At 59.0% G+C, this 17,613-nt stretch carries 17 protein-coding genes and 3 pseudogenes; 15 read left to right on the top strand and 5 right to left on the bottom strand.

Translation table 11 applies throughout. From position 1 onward, the window contains the following. Nucleotides 1–63: 63 nt before the first annotated feature. Nucleotides 64–1,128, top strand: a complete 1,065-nt coding sequence (locus OLZ32_RS32685) for an LLM class flavin-dependent oxidoreductase (RefSeq protein WP_264424448.1) — start codon at nt 64–66, stop codon at nt 1,126–1,128. 198 nt (nt 1,129–1,326) lie between these two features. Continuing rightward, nucleotides 1,327–1,618 (top strand): annotated as a pseudogene (gene groEL, locus OLZ32_RS32680) (chaperonin GroEL); the annotation flags it as partial. Between the two features lie 92 nt (nt 1,619–1,710). Here the strand turns inward: groEL and OLZ32_RS32675 are convergent. Together OLZ32_RS32675 and OLZ32_RS32670 are read right to left on the bottom strand one after the other, a co-directional pair. Beyond that, a complete protein-coding gene (locus OLZ32_RS32675; RefSeq protein WP_264396717.1) occupies nt 1,711–1,953 on the bottom strand; it encodes a helix-turn-helix domain-containing protein in 243 nt (80 codons plus the stop codon). A 15-nt stretch (nt 1,954–1,968) separates the two neighbouring features. After that, the gene (locus OLZ32_RS32670) at nt 1,969–2,397 is read right to left on the bottom strand and encodes a hypothetical protein (protein WP_264424446.1); all 429 of its coding nucleotides are present in this window, start codon (nt 2,395–2,397) and stop codon (nt 1,969–1,971) included. An 863-nt stretch (nt 2,398–3,260) separates the two neighbouring features. On the opposite strand from OLZ32_RS32670, the gene nifH reads away from it, so the two are divergent. The 13 genes and pseudogenes from nifH (at nt 3,261) to OLZ32_RS32605 (ending at nt 14,797) form a co-directional block, all read left to right on the top strand. Then, nucleotides 3,261–4,154: a nitrogenase iron protein gene (gene nifH, locus OLZ32_RS32665; protein WP_264396769.1), complete on the top strand. Its 894-nt coding sequence runs from the start codon at nt 3,261–3,263 to the stop codon at nt 4,152–4,154. Between the two features lie 108 nt (nt 4,155–4,262). After that, on the top strand, nt 4,263–5,765 hold the full coding sequence (nifD, locus tag OLZ32_RS32660; protein ID WP_264424444.1) for a nitrogenase molybdenum-iron protein alpha chain: 1,503 nt from the start codon (nt 4,263–4,265) through the stop codon (nt 5,763–5,765). Between the two features lie 125 nt (nt 5,766–5,890). After that, a complete protein-coding gene (nifK, locus tag OLZ32_RS32655) occupies nt 5,891–7,432 on the top strand; it encodes a nitrogenase molybdenum-iron protein subunit beta (protein ID WP_264396714.1) in 1,542 nt (513 codons plus the stop codon). Between the two features lie 59 nt (nt 7,433–7,491). Then, complete coding sequence (gene nifE / locus OLZ32_RS32650) at nt 7,492–8,997, top strand: nitrogenase iron-molybdenum cofactor biosynthesis protein NifE (protein WP_264424442.1); 1,506 nt, start codon at nt 7,492–7,494, stop codon at nt 8,995–8,997. Further along, entirely contained in the window at nt 8,994–10,376 is a 1,383-nt protein-coding gene (gene nifN / locus OLZ32_RS32645) for a nitrogenase iron-molybdenum cofactor biosynthesis protein NifN (protein ID WP_264424440.1), read from the top strand. Before nifE ends, nifN begins: the two co-directional genes overlap by 4 nt. Next, nucleotides 10,345–10,839 (top strand): nitrogen fixation protein NifX, encoded by a 495-nt coding sequence (nifX, locus tag OLZ32_RS32640; RefSeq protein ID WP_264424439.1) that lies wholly within the window; start codon nt 10,345–10,347, stop codon nt 10,837–10,839. Before nifN ends, nifX begins: the two co-directional genes overlap by 32 nt. Nucleotides 10,840–10,842: 3 nt before the next feature. Further along, the gene (locus tag OLZ32_RS32635) at nt 10,843–11,331 is read left to right on the top strand and encodes a NifX-associated nitrogen fixation protein (RefSeq protein ID WP_264424524.1); all 489 of its coding nucleotides are present in this window, start codon (nt 10,843–10,845) and stop codon (nt 11,329–11,331) included. A 24-nt stretch (nt 11,332–11,355) separates the two neighbouring features. Then, a complete protein-coding gene (locus OLZ32_RS32630) occupies nt 11,356–11,559 on the top strand; it encodes a CCE_0567 family metalloprotein (protein ID WP_264424438.1) in 204 nt (67 codons plus the stop codon). After that, nucleotides 11,556–11,873, top strand: coding sequence for a ferredoxin III, nif-specific (gene fdxB / locus OLZ32_RS32625; RefSeq protein ID WP_264424436.1), 318 nt, complete (start codon nt 11,556–11,558; stop codon nt 11,871–11,873). Before OLZ32_RS32630 ends, fdxB begins: the two co-directional genes overlap by 4 nt. Before the next feature lie 86 nt (nt 11,874–11,959). After that, the gene (locus OLZ32_RS32620) at nt 11,960–12,160 is read left to right on the top strand and encodes an exopolysaccharide production repressor protein (protein ID WP_264424522.1); all 201 of its coding nucleotides are present in this window, start codon (nt 11,960–11,962) and stop codon (nt 12,158–12,160) included. Nucleotides 12,161–12,528: 368 nt separating this feature from the next. Further along, nucleotides 12,529–13,542: a 1-aminocyclopropane-1-carboxylate deaminase gene (locus tag OLZ32_RS32615; RefSeq protein ID WP_264424435.1), complete on the top strand. Its 1,014-nt coding sequence runs from the start codon at nt 12,529–12,531 to the stop codon at nt 13,540–13,542. 32 nt (nt 13,543–13,574) lie between these two features. Continuing rightward, nucleotides 13,575–13,917 (top strand): annotated as a pseudogene (locus OLZ32_RS39590) (transposase); the annotation flags it as partial. 161 nt (nt 13,918–14,078) lie between these two features. Further along, nucleotides 14,079–14,797 (top strand): annotated as a pseudogene (locus OLZ32_RS32605) (IS5 family transposase). 25 nt (nt 14,798–14,822) lie between these two features. Here OLZ32_RS32605 and OLZ32_RS32600 read toward each other — a convergent pair. From OLZ32_RS32600 to OLZ32_RS32585, 3 genes are all read right to left on the bottom strand, one after another. Beyond that, complete coding sequence (locus OLZ32_RS32600) at nt 14,823–15,542, bottom strand: response regulator transcription factor (RefSeq protein WP_264424433.1); 720 nt, start codon at nt 15,540–15,542, stop codon at nt 14,823–14,825. A gap of 779 nt (nt 15,543–16,321) precedes the next feature. Beyond that, nucleotides 16,322–17,158 carry an IS630 family transposase gene (locus tag OLZ32_RS32590; RefSeq protein ID WP_264424431.1) on the bottom strand — a complete coding sequence of 279 codons (837 nt, stop codon included), beginning with the start codon at nt 17,156–17,158 and terminating at the stop codon, nt 16,322–16,324. 28 nt (nt 17,159–17,186) lie between these two features. Next, nucleotides 17,187–17,372 carry a hypothetical protein gene (locus OLZ32_RS32585; protein ID WP_264424429.1) on the bottom strand — a complete coding sequence of 62 codons (186 nt, stop codon included), beginning with the start codon at nt 17,370–17,372 and terminating at the stop codon, nt 17,187–17,189. Nucleotides 17,373–17,613: the final 241 nt, after the last annotated feature.

Raw genomic sequence — 17,613 nt, 5'->3', positions numbered from 1 at the left:
TCGGAAATCGCGCGCCTGTCGAGTCTCCCTACGGACCAATCTCCCTATAACTGAGGAAACGCCATGGAATTCGCGACATTCATCCTCGCAGCCCAGCGTGGTTATCATCAATCATCCGACAGCGTCATTCGCAACTCAATCGAACAGGCAGTTCTTTCGGAGCAGGCAGGCTTTGACACCGTATGGTTCGCTGAGCACCACTTTAACAATTACTCGCTGGTTCCGTCGCCCTTGATGATGGTGGCGCATTGCGCGGGCGTAACGAGCACTATTCGCCTCGGCACCGCTGTCTGCGTGCTACCGCTCTACCAACCGCAGCGCCTGCTTTCCGAGATCGGCCTCGCCGATATCCTTTCGAACGGCCGCCTTGAGCTCGGCGTCGGCTCCGGATACCAGCAGTTCGAGTTCGACCGCTTCGGCATCGACATCGATCAGGCGCCGGCCGTTTTTTCCGAATATCTGGACATTATCCTCAAGGGCCTCGATCAAGAAATCTTCGAGCACGACGGCCGTCAGTTGAAGATACCGTCGACGGCGATTTCGCTACGCACGGTTCAGAAGCCTAGGCCGCCAATCTGGGTTGCCGCGGCGTCGCCACCCAGCATGAGCCGGGCTTTTCGACAGGGACACAACGTTTTGGTCACGGCATTTCACGATGGCCTGGACGCGTTAAGCACATTGCGGGAAAGCCTGGAAAAAGCAGCTTCCTTCGAGGGTAAGAATGTCTCGGACGCAAAGGTGTCGCTGTTGCGCTGCTGCTATGCCAGCGACGACGAGGCGGACATCAACAGCTATCTCGATAATGCCCGCTTCCAACGCCGGTTATCGGAGGCTCTGTACGAGCGCCGCCAGCAAAGCAAGGACGGCTATTTGCTGCAGGAAACGCCGACGGAACGGGACCTGTCGTTCGAGACCATGCGCGAGAACCTGCCGATCGGCAGTGTGAATCGGGTGATCGACCGCCTGCTTCAAGAAATCAGTATCCTGAGACCGGCTCAGATTGCGATTCAGACCCAATTGGGCGATTTCGACCAGAAGACGATGTTGCGGCAAATCGAGCTCTGGGGAGAAAAGATCATCCCAGCAGTAAACAAGTCGCTTGGTCACGCAGCCCGGATCACAGAGTGACCACTAGTTAGGACAACAGCGTGCTTTGGTCGACTACCGGTTGTTCCGAGGTGCTTGGGAGAGTTCCTTGCCGGACGCTGACGGCACTACGACCGCGACCGAGCTCGCGCAGGCGAATAGTCAGGGAAAGGACCGAAGGCCGTCACCTCCGGCATGAACCCGATGGACTCCGAGCGAGACATCGAACTCGCCGCAGATGGCGACCGGCGCAAGCCCATGCTGGAGGATATAGCAATCCTGGCGGCAAGGCACCGAGATCTCGCGGGACCTCGGCATCAAGTTGGAGAACGTCACACTCGACATGCTCGGCCGTGCAACGAAGGTCTCGATTGAAAAGGGGAACACCACGATCATCAACGGCGCCGGCGCGACAGCCGAGATTGATGGCCGCGTTTGCGCAGATCAAGGCACAGATCGTAGAGACGACACCAGATGATCGCGAGAAGCTGCAGGAGCGCTTGCCAAGCTCACCGGCGGCGCTGCCGTGGTCTTGCTGCAGAGATTGCCATTACCTCCGTGGTTGATGGCTGGCCTTTGCATGCAGGAGGCTTGGGTATCGCAAGCAGTGTGACGCCTCTCCCGCTATTCAAGCAGGAACGTGGAGGTTGGCACTCGAAGTGCAGCCGCTATGCGCCTGAGCCTGTCGGGATCGACATCAGCACCTAGTTCAATACTTGTGATTTCTGCGCAAGTCAGTCCGCAGGTCAATGAAAGATCTTCGACGCTATATCCCATCGCTTCGCGAGATCGCTGAACAGCGGCGCCGATATCGACGTGGCCTCGGTTCGTGACGGACGCGCCGGCATTGCTCATTGAATTTGCCATAGGGCACTCCTTCTATCACGTATCATCAGGGAGTTCGCAGCTACAGGGGCAGGACAGAACGGTAATGTTGCAGCGCAATATTTGTACAATAAGTATGACAACTGCAAGGCAGGCGTCGAAAGACCCACACCGCATAAAGGTGTCGCACTTTGCGAGCGGTGAACCCTTTTCGACGCCGATCAGCGCCTGATTTGCGCTTTGGAAAGCAAGGGAATAGGCGACGATTTGAGCGAGAATGGTTTGACCGTGGGTCGGGTTGATAAACACAGGGAAAACTACTGAATTCTGCGGGCGGAAGGCTGAGTCTGCACATCCCGGCAAAGTCAAGCGCAGGGCCAGCTCAGACATCAGCCGGCCGGTCCTTCGCGGTATGTAGCGCGGGTTTTCTTTTTCCCGCGATCTCCATTGCCGCGTGATTGGTGTCAGGGTGATCCAGTCGGACAAGCCGATCTCCTTGCTCGTGGGTGACCGCCGGAGACCGAGTAGTCGGAGGCGAACACAACGCGAGTTGATCCGGGCCGGCTGACGGTGACGAACACAATGCCGGCCAGCGCGGATCGAGGTTACCCAGCACCCTGAGCTCCATAAGCGGTCCTTTCTGCCAATGGGTCTTGGTCATTTTTATCGAGCGAACTGTCACCCACGACATGGGTTGGCAGCTCCTGCCGACTCGCGACATGGAGTTACAAATGTCGTGCCAACTGTGCCGAGGGAGCTCAGAAATAATTCCGTATACTGAGTATGAGCGCGATCGGAAGCAGCCGATCACTACCCCGTCGCGGTCTCTGCAAATCAGACAATGGGTGCAGGATGCCTCGGTCGAGATCTGAGGCACAGTCTGCACTGAAAAATCGCATCATATCTCGTCGGGAACGTGCGCCGGTTGCTGGCCTGTGGCGCCGCCGCATTCGGCACAAGCGGCGTGGCCGGCCGTCGAGAACCCGGTTCAGTGATGGTGCGATCGTCGTCGCCAAACTCTCGCTACTCCACCTGGGAGGACGGATGTTCGTTCGCCTCCATTTCGAAGCACGTTGATTCTGCTGTCGTCATCACTAATCGAGGTCAATCCAAGCGATCGCAAAGTAACAGCATCCGACAAATACCGTCGGCTTTGTCGGATCAGCGACACAGACGTGTTTAGCCGACCTCTTGTTTCGGCTTGGTGTAACTAGCTGTAAAACAAGCAAAAAAGTCTCCTTCGGCTCGATCAGGCAGATCTGGCACGAGTCTTGAACTTCTTCATTGCGAGGCGGCGCGAGCTGCCGACCGCCATTGCGCGATGGATGGAACGAAGGAAGGAAGGCAACATGTCAGACTTGCGTCAAATCGCATTCTACGGCAAGGGGGGGATCGGCAAGTCCACCACCTCTCAAAATACCCTCGCGGCCCTTGTCGATCTCGGGCAGAAGATTCTTATCGTCGGCTGCGATCCCAAAGCCGACTCCACCCGCCTTATCCTGAACTCGAAAGCGCAGAACACGGTTCTGCATCTCGCGGCAGAGGAAGGCTCGGTGGAAGACCTCGAACTCGAGGACGTCCTGAAGGTCGGCTACCGAGGCATCAAGTGTGTGGAGTCCGGTGGCCCGGAGCCGGGCGTCGGTTGCGCCGGCCGTGGCGTCATCACCTCCATCAACTTCCTCGAGGAGAACGGCGCCTATGACGACGTCGACTACGTCTCCTACGACGTGCTCGGCGACGTGGTATGCGGCGGCTTCGCTATGCCGATCCGCGAGAACAAGGCGCAAGAAATCTACATCGTCATGTCCGGCGAAATGATGGCGCTCTACGCAGCCAACAACATTGCCAAGGGTATCCTGAAATATGCTCATTCCGGCGGTGTGCGGCTCGGCGGGCTGATTTGCAACGAGCGCCAGACCGACCGCGAGCTCGATCTCTCTGAGGCGCTGGCTGCCAAGCTCAATTCCAAGCTCATTCACTTTGTGCCGCGTGACAACATCGTCCAGCACGCCGAGCTCAGGAAGATGACAGTGATCGAGTATGCGCCCGACTCCAAGCAGGCCGGAGAATATCGCGCGCTAGCCGAGAAGATCCATGCCAATTCGGGCCAGGGCACCGTCCCGACCCCGATTACCATGGAGGAACTCGAGGACATGTTGCTCGACTTTGGCATCATGAAAACCGACGAGCAGATGCTTGTCGAGCTTCAGGCCAAGGAAGCCACGCTGGCGGTTGTCCAATAACGCCCCCTGCCGCCAGCAGGAGCGCGCCGGTTCTTGACCCGGCGCGCTCTTCTTAAAAAGCGGCCTCGCCGCTAGGCGTCACCCTAACCTTGAAAGGGAACAGGCCCCATGAGCCTCGACTACGAGAATGACGGCGTTTTCCATGAGAAGCTTATCGAGGAAGTGCTGTCGCAGTATCCGGGCAAGGCGGCAAAACGCCGCAAGAACCATCTAAGCGTCGCAACGGGTGGGGAGGACGGCAGCGAGACGGGCGAGGTCCTTTCCGAATGCGACGTCAAGTCAAATATCAAGTCCATTCCGGGCGTGATGACGATCCGCGGCTGCGCCTATGCCGGCTCCAAAGGCGTGGTGTGGGGGCCGATCAAGGACATGGTCCACATCTCACATGGCCCGGTCGGTTGCGGCCATTACTCCTGGTCGCAGCGCCGTAACTATTACGTCGGTACGACGGGCATCGACACCTTCGTGACCATGCAGTTTACCTCCGACTTCCAGGAGAAGGACATCGTTTTCGGCGGCGACAAGAAGCTTGAAAAGATAATCGATGAGCTCGAAGAGCTGTTTCCCTTGAACAACGGCATTACCATCCAGTCGGAATGCCCGATTGGTCTGATTGGCGACGATATAGAGGCGGTGTCACGCAAGAAAGCCAAGGAGCACGAAACGAAGATCGTGCCGGTGCGCTGCGAGGGCTTTCGCGGCGTCTCGCAATCGCTTGGCCACCACATCGCCAACGATTCGATCCGCGACTGGGTCTTCGACGAGGCAAACGCAGATTTCGAGCCCGGCCCCTGCGACGTAAATGTCGTCGGCGACTACAACATCGGAGGCGACGCCTGGGCCACCCGCATTCTGCTCGAGGAAGTGGGACTGCGTGTGGTCGGCAACTGGTCGGGGGACGCGACGCTCGCTGAAGTCGAGCGTGCGCCGAAGGCCAAGCTGAACCTCATCCATTGCTACCGCTCGATGAACTACATCTGCCGCCACATGGAGGAAAAATACGGCATCCCTTGGATGGAATACAATTTCTTCGGCCCCTCCCAGATCGAGGCCTCTCTGCGCAAGATAGCTGAGCATTTCGGGCCGGCAATCGTGGACAAGACCGAGGCGGTCATCGCCAAGTACCGGCCCCTGGTCGATGCGGTCATCGATAAATATCGGCCGCGCCTCGAAGGCAAGACGGTAATGCTCTACGTCGGCGGGCTGCGCCCTCGTCACGTCATCACGGCCTATGAGGACCTCGGCATGGTGATCGTCGGCACCGGTTACGAGTTCGCTCACAACGATGATTATCAGCGCACCGGCCATTATGTGAAGAAGGGGACCCTGATCTATGACGACGTGACCGGTTACGAGCTGGAAAAGTTTATCGAGCGGATCCGCCCCGATCTCGTCGGCTCCGGCATCAAGGAAAAGTACCCGGTGCAGAAGCTGGGTATCCCGTTTCGCCAGATGCACTCCTGGGACTATTCCGGCCCGTATCATGGCTATGATGGCTTCGCCATCTTCGCCCGCGATATGGATCTGGCCGTAAACAGCCCGATCTGGGACCTTTACGAAGCCCCGTGGAAGAAAAAGGCCATGGAGCCTGACGCGGTCGCAGCCGAATGAGGATCCGGCCTCCCGCGACCAGGAAGGCGATGAACGCCAGCACCCATTGATCCGCAGAAAAGCTGAAAAAGCCTCGACGCCCTGTGCCGGCGTCCGGGCGCGCCAGATGCAAAAAGGTGATGACCATGCCGCAGTCGGCCGAAAAAATTCTCGACCATGCTCCGCTGTTCCGGGAGCCGGAATACAGGCAAATGCTTGCCGAGAAAAAGCTGAATTTCGAATGTCCGCACCCGGACCAGATCGTTACCGATCAAGGCGAATACACCAAGACCTGGGAATACCGGGAAAAGAACCTCGCCCGCGAAGCACTTGTCGTGAACCCCGCCAAAGCCTGTCAGCCGCTCGGCGCAGTGTTCGCGGCCGCGGGGTTCGAGCGGACCATGTCCTTCGTCCATGGCAGCCAGGGTTGCGTCGCCTATTACCGCTCGCACCTTTCGCGACACTTCAAAGAGCCTTCATCGGCAGTTTCGTCTTCGATGACAGAGGACGCGGCGGTGTTCGGCGGACTGAAGAACATGATCGACGGGCTTGCCAACACCTATACGCTCTATGACCCGAAGATGATCGCCGTCTCCACCACCTGTATGGCGGAAGTCATCGGTGATGACCTGCACAGCTTCATCGAAAACGCCAAGGGCCAAGGCTCGGTCCCGGCTGACTTCGACGTTCCTTTCGCTCACACGCCGGCCTTCGTCGGCAGCCATGTCGATGGCTATGACGGCATGGTCAAGGGTATCCTGGAGAACTTCTGGAAGGGCAAGGAACGCAAGGAAGTCGCCGGGTCCATCAATATCATTCCGGGTTTCGACGGCTTCTGCGTCGGCAACAATCGGGAGCTGAAGCGCCTCCTCGACGTGATGGGCGTATCCTATGCCTTCATTCAGGATGCCTCCGACCAATTCGACACACCCTCGGACGGCATGTATCGCATGTATGACGGCGGTACGAAGATCGAGGACGTGAAAGCGGCCCTCAACGCCGAAGCGACACTGTCGCTGCAGCACTACAGCACCCGCAAGACGTTGGAATTTTGCCAGGAGTTCGGACAGGTGACCGCCTCCTTCCACTATCCGCTAGGGCTGAAGGCGACCGACGAATTCCTGATGAAGGTTTCGGAGATATCCGGCAAGGAAATCCCTGGGACAATCGGCCTGGAGCGCGGTCGGCTTGTGGACGCAATAGCGGACAGCCAAGCTTGGCTGCATGGCAAGAAATACGCGATCTACGGCGATCCTGACTTCGTCTACGCTGTGGCCCGGTTCGTGATGGAGACCGGCGGGGAGCCGATGCACTGCCTCGCCACCAACGGCACGTCCGCCTGGGAAGCGGAGATGAAGGAATTGCTTGCATCCTCCCCATTCGGCAAGGATGCCCAGGTCTGGTCGGGCAAGGATCTCTGGGCGATGCGCTCGTTGCTTTTCACCGAACCGGTGGACCTGTTGATCGGCAATTCCTACGGCAAATATCTGGAGCGGGACACCGGCACGCCGCTGATCCGGCTGACGTTTCCCATTTTCGATCGCCACCACCACCATCGTTTCCCGCTCATGGGCTACCAAGGGGGGCTCCGCGTCTTGACGACGATCCTCGACAAGATCTTCGACAAGCTCGATCGCGAAACGAGCAAGGTCGGTGTGACGGACTATTCATATGACCTCACCCGGTAGAAGCGGCTGTTGGCCCGGATGCGGCCAACCGTATTCCGATGGACTTGGAGACCGGCGCAATGCATTCGCCCACCGCTAAAATACAGGATGTTTTCGACGAGCCCGGCTGCGAGATAAATCGCGGCAAGGACGACAAGGCGCGCAAAGAGGGTTGTTCGAAACCGTTGACCCCCGGCGCGGCAGCCGGCGGCTGCGCTTTCGATGGCGCCAAGATTGTGCTCCAGCCGATCACCGACGTGGCACATCTCGTTCATGCACCGCTCGGCTGCGAGGGCAATTCCTGGGACAACCGCGGCGCGGCTTCGTCCGGACCAACCCTTTGGCGTAGAAGCTTCACGACCGACCTCACCGAACTCGATGTGGTGATGGGGCAGGGCGAGCGGAAGCTTTTCAGAGCAATCCGCGAGATTAAGGAAGCGCATGCGCCGTCGGCGATCTTCGTCTATTCGACCTGTGTGACGGCGCTGATCGGCGACGATATCGGGGCGGTCTGCAAGCGTGCAGCGGAAAAGTTCGGCTTGCCAGTGGTGCCGATCAATGCGCCCGGCTTCGTCGGTTCCAAGAACCTTGGCAACAAGCTTGCCGGCGAGGCATTGCTCGATCATGTCATCGGGACGGCGGAGCCTGACGATGCCAGCCCTTACGACATCAATATCCTTGGCGAATTCAACCTCTCCGGTGAGTTCTGGCTGGTGAAGCCGCTCCTTGATCGGCTAGGCATCCGGGTGCGCGCCTGTATTCCGGGCGACGCGCGCTACCTCGATATTGCCTCGGCGCACCGTGCCTGCGCGGCCATGCTGGTGTGCTCGACCGCGCTCATCAATCTTGCCCGCAAGATGGAGGAGCGCTGGGGCATTCCGTTCTTTGAGGGCTCTTTTTACGGCATTAGCGACACTTCAGAAGCACTCAGGCAGATCGCGAAGCTCGTGGTCGCGAAGGGCGCCAATCCGGACATCATCAAGCGCACCGAGGCACTGATCGCTGAGGAGGAGGCGATTGCATGGAAGAGACTAGCGGCATACCGGCCGCGGCTCGAGGGCAAGCGCGTGCTGCTCAACACCGGGGGTGTGAAGTCCTGGTCGATTGTTCATGCGCTAATGGAGATCGGCGTCGAGATCGTCGGCACCTCCGTCAAGAAATCGACGGTCGAAGACAAGGAGCGGATCAAGCAGATTCTCAAGGATGAGGGCCACATGTTTGAATCCATGGCGCCGCGCGAGCTTTACGACATGCTCTCAGAACAGAAGGTCGACATCATGCTGTCGGGCGGGCGCACGCAATTCATCGCATTGAAAGCCAAGACACCCTGGCTCGATATCAATCAGGAGCGTCACCACCCCTATGCCGGCTACGACGGGACGGTGGAGCTCGTTCGCCAGATCGATCTCGCCATTCATAACCCGATGTGGTGTCAAGTGCGGGAGCCGGCACCGTGGGAATACCAACCCACTGTGAAGGAAGAACTGCCGGATGCGCAGAGCAAAACCGAGACTGCCCACGCCTTCGCAAAAGTAGTCACACAACAGCCGCCGGCGGCTTCGGCGACCCTTGAGGAAAACCGATGACCCGCATTCTTCCTCAAACCAAATCGGCAGCGGTCAATCCGCTAAAGTCGTCTCAGCCGCTGGGCGCCGCTCTCGCCTTTCTTGGCGTTAGTGGTGCCATACCGTTGTTCCATGGCAGCCAGGGCTGCACGAGCTTCGCCCTGGTCCTTCTCGTGCGGCACTTCAAGGAAGCCGTCCCTTTGCAGACAACGGCGATGGACGAAGTGGCGACGATCCTCGGCGGCATGGACCATCTGGAGGAGGCGATCCTCAATCTCAAGGCCCGCACGAACCCGAAACTGATCGGGGTCTGTACCACGGCGCTGGTCGAAACCCGAGGCGAAGATTTCGCAAAGGATCTCTCGACCATCAAGATGAAGTGCGCCAATGAACTCTCAGGTACGGAGATCGTGCTGGCCGCCACCCCGGATTTCGAGGGCGCGATCGAGGAGGGCTGGACCAAGGCCGTCACCGCAATGGTTGAAAGGATTACACGGCATGGTGAGCAGGCGCGGCAGTCAAAGAAGATTGTAATCCTGCCCGGCTGGAATCTGACTGTCGCCGACATCGAGCATTTGCGCGAGACGGTGGAAAGCTTCGGCCTCAAGCCGGTGATTCTGCCCGACCTCTCCAGTTCGCTCGACGGCACGGTTCCGGACGACCGGTGGGTGTCGACCACCTATGGTGGCACCCGCGTTGAGGAGATCCAACAACTTGGCACGGCGGTGCAGTGCATCGCGATTGGAGAGCACATGCGCGGTCCGGCGGAGATGCTGCAGAAACTGACCGGAGTGCCTTATGCGCTGTTTCAGACCCTTACAGGATTGAAGGGCGCCGACCGGTTTGTATCGTTGCTTTCCGCAATCTCCGGTGCGCCGGCGCCAGCGAAAATCCGCCGGCGCCGCGCTCAGCTACAGGACGCCTTGCTCGATGGGCATTTTCATTACAGTGGCAAGAAGATTGCCATCGCCGCCGAGCCCGACCAACTCTATCAACTCGCGACGTTTTTCACCGGCATGGGGGCCGAAATTTCGGCTGCCGTCACCACGACCGGCACCTCGAAGATACTCGAGAAAGTGCCTGCCGATGCGGTTCAGGTCGGTGATCTTGGCGATCTCGAGGGCCTTGCCGCGGGCGCTGATCTTCTCGTCACCCATTCGCATGGACGACAGGCTTCCGACCGCCTGGGCATTCCGCTCATGCGCGTTGGCTTCCCGATCTTCGACCGACTCGGCAGTCAGCACAAGCTCACGACGCTCTACCAAGGAACGCGCGACCTGATCTTCGATGTGGCCAACATCTTCCAGGCCAACCAGCACGCGCCAACGCCTCAATCACTCGATCCATTCCGTAACCGAGACATGCCAGATGAACGCCGCCCGTCGCCTATCGCTCGTTAATGACGAACTTCACGCACCGACGCCGCAACGGCAATGCGGCGCGTTGCGCATCGCGATCGCCACGCAAGACATGAAAAACCTCAACGCCCATTTCGGTTCGGCCAAGCGCTTCGCCGTCTATGACGTGACGTCCGATGCCCGGAATTTCGTTGAAGCCGTTGCCTTTGAAGATGTTTCCGACGAGAGCGGGAAGCAGCAGGCTGAGGGCGAGGATCGCATCACCCCGAAGGTTAACGCGTTGAAAGGCTGTCACCTACTATTTTGCCTGGCTATCGGCGGGCCTTCGGCAGCCAAGCTTGTCTCGGCAAAAATCCATCCAATCAAAGTGCAGCAGCCTCAATCCATCGAAGACGTACTGTCGCGAACCCAGACCATGCTCAGGACGGCTCCTCCGCCTTGGCTGCGCAAGGTGCTGACGGAAGCAGGTGCTGCCGAAAAAAAATCCTTTGAGAACGAGGACTGAATGATGAAAACACCGTCCGATACCCCGGTCATCCATGCTATCAACGCTAACGATACGGCCGTTGACACCCCTTTCCTCAGATGCCTCATGCGGCTCATCCGTGCCCGGGACACCTATGGAACATGGGAAGTCAAATCTGACGCTGCCCTGCTGGCCGGCTTCATCGTCACGAAGGCGCAGCGCCGTGCGATCCCGATCATTGGCGATCCCGATCCGGACGTGCTGTGGAGGCTCGAGACTTTCTACACCGGCGTGGCGCTTGCAATCGAGGAGTGCTCCGGCCTGCTGATATCGTCGACGTTGATGATGAACCATGAGGGCTTCGGCCGAGTGGTTCTCACGACCGGGCGATTGGTCGTTCTGTCGAAGTCCCTACGCGATGTCCATCGATTCGGCTTCGACTCACTGGGCAAACTCGCGAAAGCGGGTGCGACACTGGTCAACGATGCGATAGCGGCCATTGAGGTCTATCCCGATGTGGCACGGGCGTGAGCCAGCTTTCCGAGGAAGGAGATCATGTCAGATCTTGAGGAATTTAAGAAGAAAGTCCGCAAACTGCAGTCTCGAGCCGGCACTGCGAAGATGGAATTGCACGACCTCGCCGAGGACCTCCCGGTCAATTGGACCGAAATCAAAGTGGTTGCCGAGAAAACGTTCGCTGCTTTTGCGGAGTTGGCGGCTGCCAAGAGAGAGCTCAGCGCGTTGGAGAACGCACGATGACGAGCCCTTTCCTTACCCGCGACGGCTCGTACTGGATGCCCGAATATCTGACCGCTATCGATGGCATGACCTGCATCGGCTGCGGCCGCTGCTTCAAGGTGTGCTCGCGCCAGGTCATGCACCTTTACGGTGTCGACGACGCGGGTGAAATCCTTGGCATCTGTGACGACGAGGACGACGACTTCGATGGGGATCTCAATCGCATGATGATGGTGGTCGATCATACTGGGCGCTGCATCGGTTGTGGAGCTTGTGCCCGCGTCTGTCCGAAGAACTGCCAGACCCATGTTGCGGCTGACACGATTGTTGCTTGAGTTGACGAATACATTAGGAGAGAACGACGTTGTCCTTCGGAATCTTTTGGCGCATCCTGCTGCTGTTCCTGTGCACCAACCCTATAGTGGTCTACCTCGTCTGGCATTCCATCAGCAGGGCAATCGTCACAACGCTCGCTGGTTCGCTGCTTCTTCAGGTAGGTTATTTCGTGGGCTTGCTCTTTTTGGTTTGGCGGTCTGGCTGCGCTGAGAGACGTGCCCAAAGGGCTGAGCATGGCCATAGAGTTCGCTACCAGTCGCAAAACTATCGTGAGGGTGATGAATGACCTCTCCGATGTGCCCACCTTGCGTCAAACGCGCAGCACGTCTCCGTTCGCTTGGCCGGACGATGACAAACAGCGCACAGATGCGCGCTACTTTGGACAAGCAATGAACATTGTCATGGAACGAATGCCGTGTCCAGGATGGCCAGAGGCGACCGCATTCAGGTCGTTCCAACCCGAGAGAGATGCGGCTTTCCCGTAACGTAGGCGTTGCTGATACGCCAACGTACGGTTTGATTCGGCATCGCTGGAAACACCATCAACGGCCCATCTGGGAGAACGCGGTCGATCTCGAATAGGAAGAACGCCCCTTACGTTAGAGGGCGTTCGCGCAGCGAGCCTCAGCACAATCGCATGCCACTGGAGAGAACATGCTGGAAAAGTTCGAACGCTACCCGCTTACCTTTGGGCCTACGCCCATTGAGAAGCTCGACCGCCTCGGCGAACATTTAGGCGGAAAGGTGGAAATCTACGCCAAGCGCGAGGACTGCAACTCCGGTCTCGCCTTCGGCGGAAACAAGCTACGCAAGCTCGAATACATCATCCCCGATGCGATCGCGTCGAATGCCGATACGCTTGTCTCGATTGGCGGCGTGCAGTCGAACCACACGCGAATGGTCGCTGCGGTCGCCGCAAAGATCGGCATGAAATGCGTCCTGGTGCAGGAGAGCTGGGTACCACATGAGGATGCCGTTTACGACAGAGTAGGCAACATTCTCCTGAGCCGGATCATGGGTGCAGAGGTGTGGCTGGTTGATGAGGGCTTTGACATAGGTATCCGCCGCAGTTGGGAACAGGCGCTCGAAGAGGTCAAGCAAAGAGGCGGTAGACCCTATGCGATACCGGCCGGGGCCTCCGTTCACAAGTATGGGGGCCTCGGCTATGTCGGCTTCGCTGAGGAAGTCCGTGAACAGGAGAAACACCTTGGATTTACCTTCGACTATGTCGTGGTTTGCGCAGTTACGGCCTCGACGCAAGCCGGCATGGTCGTCGGGTTCGCCAAAGACGGGCGACAGCGCAACGTGATCGGTATCGATGCCTCCGCAACCCCCGCTCAAACCAAGGCGCAGGTGCTAAAAATTGCCCGGCATACCGCCAAGCTCGTCGAACTCGACATGGAAATCGCCGACGATGATGTGATGTTGCTCGAGGACTACGCGTACCCGTGTTATGGCATTCCGTCAGAGGAAACGAAGGAGGCCATCCGCCTGTGTGCAAGGCTCGAGGGCATAATTACTGACCCGGTCTATGAGGGCAAATCGATGCAAGGAACGGTCGACCTTGTCCGGAAAGGCTTCTTTCCAGAAGGATCGAGGATTCTCTTCGCGCATCTCGGCGGCGCGCCGGCAATCAGCGGTTACGGCTACACTTTTCGCAACGGCTGACGCTCGGCAAATCGCGATGGCGCCGGTCTTGCGGCGTAACCGGCGTGACCTTCGATTGGCGCGACTATCGCCATAGCAATGCGGCACCCTCAATGACGCGCTGGCGCCGCACGAGTTCATCCGCCGGCTCCTGCTCCACTCCCTGCCCGACGGCTTCCACCGTATCCGCCATTACGGCTTCCTCGTCAACGGCATTCGCCGCACCCGGCTCACAATCATCAGGCGATTGCTGGCCGATGCCCGCCGGAGCGCCGCCGGGCCTTAGGTTGTCATCGCGCGCCCTTCGATCCGTCCGTCTGTCCCTGCTGCGGCGGCATCCCGCGCATCACCGCCAGGTTGCCGCCGGCGCCGCCGCGCCAAGATCAGACGCTGTAGCGCTAAATCCATAGCGCCGTGCCAGCGTCAGCGGGCCAGTTCAATCCGGCTTCAATGAGGTCGCGCATCGCGTCCGGTCGCCAGCGCATCCTCGCGCGACCTCACAAAACCCTCCAGATTCCCCCGGAGGCGCAAATCAGATTCAAAGCTGATTTTTGGAGATCGGCGATGGTTGCGATGCGCTTCGGGATGACCAGTGGGAACGGATCAAGGATTTTGTGGCGGGCGGCACCAAGGGCAAACGCGGCCGGCGCACGAACAACCGATTGTTTCTTGATGCGCTGTTGTGGATGGCCCCTTCGGGCGATCGCTGGCGTGACCTGCCCGCACGGCTTAGCGATTACCCGCGCGGTGAAACGGCGCTATTACCGCTGGATCGAAATGGGCGTTCTTGACGAGATGCTTTCGGTTCTGGCGCGGGACGCTGACCTCGAACGGCTGATGATCGATAGTACCATCGTGCGGCGCATCAGGATGCGGCCGGCGCACGCAAGCTAAAAGGGGGGTGGATGCCCAGGGTCTGGGCCGGTCCCGCGGCGAATTGAGCACCAAGATCCATGCTGCAACAGAGGCACTCGGGCTGCCGGTCCGCCTGATCGCCAGCCCCGGACAGCGCAGCGACATCGCCTTTGCCCACGATCTCATCAATGGCATCGACGCCGATGCCGCGATCGCCAACAAGGGCTATGACGCAGACCACCTCGTCGATACCACCACTGAGGCCGGAACCCAGGTCGTCATTCCGCCCAAGCGCAACCGCAACGTCCTACGCTCTTACTACGCCCAGCTTTACAAGGAGCGCAACAGGATCGAACGATTCTTCAACAAGCTCAAGCAGTTCCGACGCGTCCCAACCCGATATGACAAGCTCCAAAGTTAAATCGTCACCACGCCCTAGCATTCGCTCATTCCGAAAGTGCATATCCGACGGACCACACAGTCCGTATGAGATCACGTCCGCCAGCCTTATTGAGGGCCGCGCGCAAGCGGCCGATGTGAACATCAACGGTGCGGGGGCCAAGATGAACAGCACGCGGCCAAGCTGCGTCCTGAAGTTCATCCCTGGAGAACACTCTGTATGGGTTCTTTATGAAATGGCACAATAGGCGGAACTCAGTTGGAGGAAGATGGATCAGTCGGCCGTTTCGTCGTACGCGGTAGGTGCACACATCCAGTTCGAGATCGAGAAAGGTCAAGATAGAATTTCCGACGGCGTAGTCTCGATCCGAGCTGGGCCAGATCGCGCCGATACTTTCTAATAGTGTCTCGGGCGAGAATGGTCTGCAGAGATACTGATCGGCACCGGACTCAAGTATTGCTTTCCGACTTGCTTCGTCACCTTCGGCGGCAATCGCGATAATAGATGTTGATCGCGTTCGGTGATTCTTGCGCAAGCATGCACAAAGCGTCTGCGCCTCAAAGCCACGCAGCCGTGATTCGAGAAGCAACAGGTCCGGAACTAGTTCCTCGACGCGCTTGACCAACGTCTCGCCATCGCTTACCCCGGACACAACAAGGCCCTTACCTTTGACGGTATACTCCAGAAACAAACGAAAGCTAACGTCTGCCGCAGCGATTAGCACCAGCGGCGGCGGTAGGGGATCCCCATTATTGTCATGTGCCATAGCGCCATCCTTTAGGTGTAGCTTCGACCAACTCGCTAGATCTTGAGCGTCAAATCGTGCGCTAGGTTCTCGGTCCATAGCGCACTTACTAGCTCGGCCGCTTGGAAAGCGGTACTGCAACGGCAAGAGCACTGTCGGTACGTATTGTGGGAAGGCGATCTCTCCTCACTGAGAGGCGTTTGCGGATATACGGTGCATGGATTGTGCCAAGAGCAAACAGGGCTTGGTGTAACCATGCGCACTCGCCAACGACTCCTTCGCGGGCTCGTCACCGACATTGTCACCGATGTCGATGAAATCGACGCGCGAAGTCGTCCTGACGATCCACCGGCGGGACGGCCAGCACTCGCAATTGTGGGAGAGCATGGATGCAAACGTCAGAAGATGCCCTGGAAGTCATCCGCAGTATGGCCGGGCGCTGGCCGAATGATCACATCGCCGTCTCCCTCAACTGGATGGGGCTGCGCAGTGGACAAAACAAAACCTGTACCGCAAAGCGGGTAAGTTCAATCCGCCGTGTCAAAGGGGTCGACGCGTACCTCTCGGCCGACAAGAACAGCGAATCACGCACTATGACGGAAGCGGCCAGGGAGCTTCAACCACACCGTTCGCCGCCTCATAAAGGAGCATATTCTCCCTGCCCGTCTGCTCGTTCGGGGGCGCGCCTTACCAGATCAATCTGTCAGACCTGCAGAGTGAAGCCGTTAAGGCCGCGCTGAGGCGCAAAGACGCTCCATGTCGCACGGATTTCCAGAACCAACTTCCAATGTTTCCAGGTACTAAGCAGAGATTATCCGATTGCCCAACGGATGGAGGCATCTCTCGTTGTTCAAGGCCTCCACAGCTACGTGGATGGCGCAATCGAGCGCGGCGTGGTCGGTGAAGGTCTGATGGGCCAGGTGGTGCGCCTTGAGATCGCGCCAGACGACCTCGATGTCGTTGAGCTCGGGTGCGTATTTTGGCAGCCACTCGACGGTAAGCCAGTGCTTGCGCGCTTCGAGGGCCTTGCGGGTGAGCTTGCTGACGTGGATCGGCCCGTTGTCCTCAACCAGCACGACCGGCTTTATGGGGCGTCCTGGTTGGGGGCCGTACAGATGGTCGAGTTGAACCAGGTGAGCGATGAAGTCGCTGGAGCGCTTGGTCGCACTTGTGTGCACGATCAGCTGGCGCGTGACATGATTGAGCGAGCCGATCGCCACTTTTTTGGCCTGTCCCGGCGCCGGTACCCGCAGGTCGGCACCGCACCTGGCCCACGCCCGCGCCAGATAAGGGTGTGTCAGGGCCTCGCTCTCGTCGCCATAAAGGAGAACGATGCCGCCAGCCTCGGCCTGGGCCTTGCGCAACTGAAGGCGCAGCCCGACGCGCGCGATCTCGCCGGCATTCTGGCGGCCTTTCAGCGTGTGCCGGGGCCGCCGCCAGCGGAAGTTTTTTCGCAGCGCCTCGGACAGTTGTGATTTACCAATCCTGACGCCCTCGTGCGCCTCGATCTCGGTGATGAGGCGCGCAATCGTCCAATTGGGCCGGTTGGCAACCGGCGCTTCCATCAGAGGGGTGACGACACGCAGCGCGGCCTCAGTCTTCACCGGGGCCGGGCCTGGCGCCACGGTCGCCTTCAATGCTTCGATCCCGCCCTCGGCGAACCAGCTACGCCACAGGAACCGCGTCCTCGCGCACGCCGAAGGCTTCCGCGATGCGCGGGCTGGTCCAGCCCGACAGCGTCAGCAATATCGCCCGCGCCCGATCCGCCTCGCCGCGGTTGCGCGAATGCGCCAACGCTTGCAGCGCCTTACGCTGCTCCTCATCCGCCGTTACCGGAGATTTGCCCGCCATGTCTCACCCTCGAATCAGTGAGAAGACCGAATCACACCCGAGGTTCGTTGGTCAAGCTGGCGGAGTCTGCTTAGAGGGAGATGCATAATGAACACGTCTTCGCGACCCGTCGGAAGGCGTGTTGTTTTGCCGCCTATCCGGCGGCGGCAACGATCTTCAAAATTCGTTTCATATTGTCGGCGATGGCGGTGAGGCGGATCTGCATGGCGGCCTTTGCAAGCCCGGCGCCGTCGCCTGCGTC

This window comes from Rhizobium acaciae (genome assembly GCF_025941625.1).
In the GTDB taxonomy this organism is placed as follows: domain Bacteria; phylum Pseudomonadota; class Alphaproteobacteria; order Rhizobiales; family Rhizobiaceae; genus Rhizobium; species Rhizobium acaciae.
This window is presented reverse-complemented; position numbering and strand designations above follow the sequence as displayed.

What these genes read in the sequence shown, in the direction of transcription:
- OLZ32_RS32685 (WP_264424448.1), top strand. Translation starts at nt 64, where the DNA reads ATGGAATTCGCGACATTCATCCTCGCAGCCCAGCGTGGTTATCATCAA.
- OLZ32_RS32675 (WP_264396717.1), bottom strand. Translation starts at nt 1,953, where the DNA reads ATGGCAAATTCAATGAGCAATGCCGGCGCGTCCGTCACGAACCGAGGC.
- nifH (WP_264396769.1), top strand. Translation starts at nt 3,261, where the DNA reads ATGTCAGACTTGCGTCAAATCGCATTCTACGGCAAGGGGGGGATCGGC.
- nifD (WP_264424444.1), top strand. Translation starts at nt 4,263, where the DNA reads ATGAGCCTCGACTACGAGAATGACGGCGTTTTCCATGAGAAGCTTATC.
- nifK (WP_264396714.1), top strand. Translation starts at nt 5,891, where the DNA reads ATGCCGCAGTCGGCCGAAAAAATTCTCGACCATGCTCCGCTGTTCCGG.
- nifE (WP_264424442.1), top strand. Translation starts at nt 7,492, where the DNA reads ATGCATTCGCCCACCGCTAAAATACAGGATGTTTTCGACGAGCCCGGC.
- nifN (WP_264424440.1), top strand. Translation starts at nt 8,994, where the DNA reads ATGACCCGCATTCTTCCTCAAACCAAATCGGCAGCGGTCAATCCGCTA.
- nifX (WP_264424439.1), top strand. Translation starts at nt 10,345, where the DNA reads ATGAACGCCGCCCGTCGCCTATCGCTCGTTAATGACGAACTTCACGCA.
- OLZ32_RS32635 (WP_264424524.1), top strand. Translation starts at nt 10,843, where the DNA reads ATGAAAACACCGTCCGATACCCCGGTCATCCATGCTATCAACGCTAAC.
- OLZ32_RS32630 (WP_264424438.1), top strand. Translation starts at nt 11,356, where the DNA reads ATGTCAGATCTTGAGGAATTTAAGAAGAAAGTCCGCAAACTGCAGTCT.
- fdxB (WP_264424436.1), top strand. Translation starts at nt 11,556, where the DNA reads ATGACGAGCCCTTTCCTTACCCGCGACGGCTCGTACTGGATGCCCGAA.
- OLZ32_RS32615 (WP_264424435.1), top strand. Translation starts at nt 12,529, where the DNA reads ATGCTGGAAAAGTTCGAACGCTACCCGCTTACCTTTGGGCCTACGCCC.
- OLZ32_RS32600 (WP_264424433.1), bottom strand. Translation starts at nt 15,542, where the DNA reads ATGGCACATGACAATAATGGGGATCCCCTACCGCCGCCGCTGGTGCTA.
- OLZ32_RS32585 (WP_264424429.1), bottom strand. Translation starts at nt 17,372, where the DNA reads ATGGCGGGCAAATCTCCGGTAACGGCGGATGAGGAGCAGCGTAAGGCG.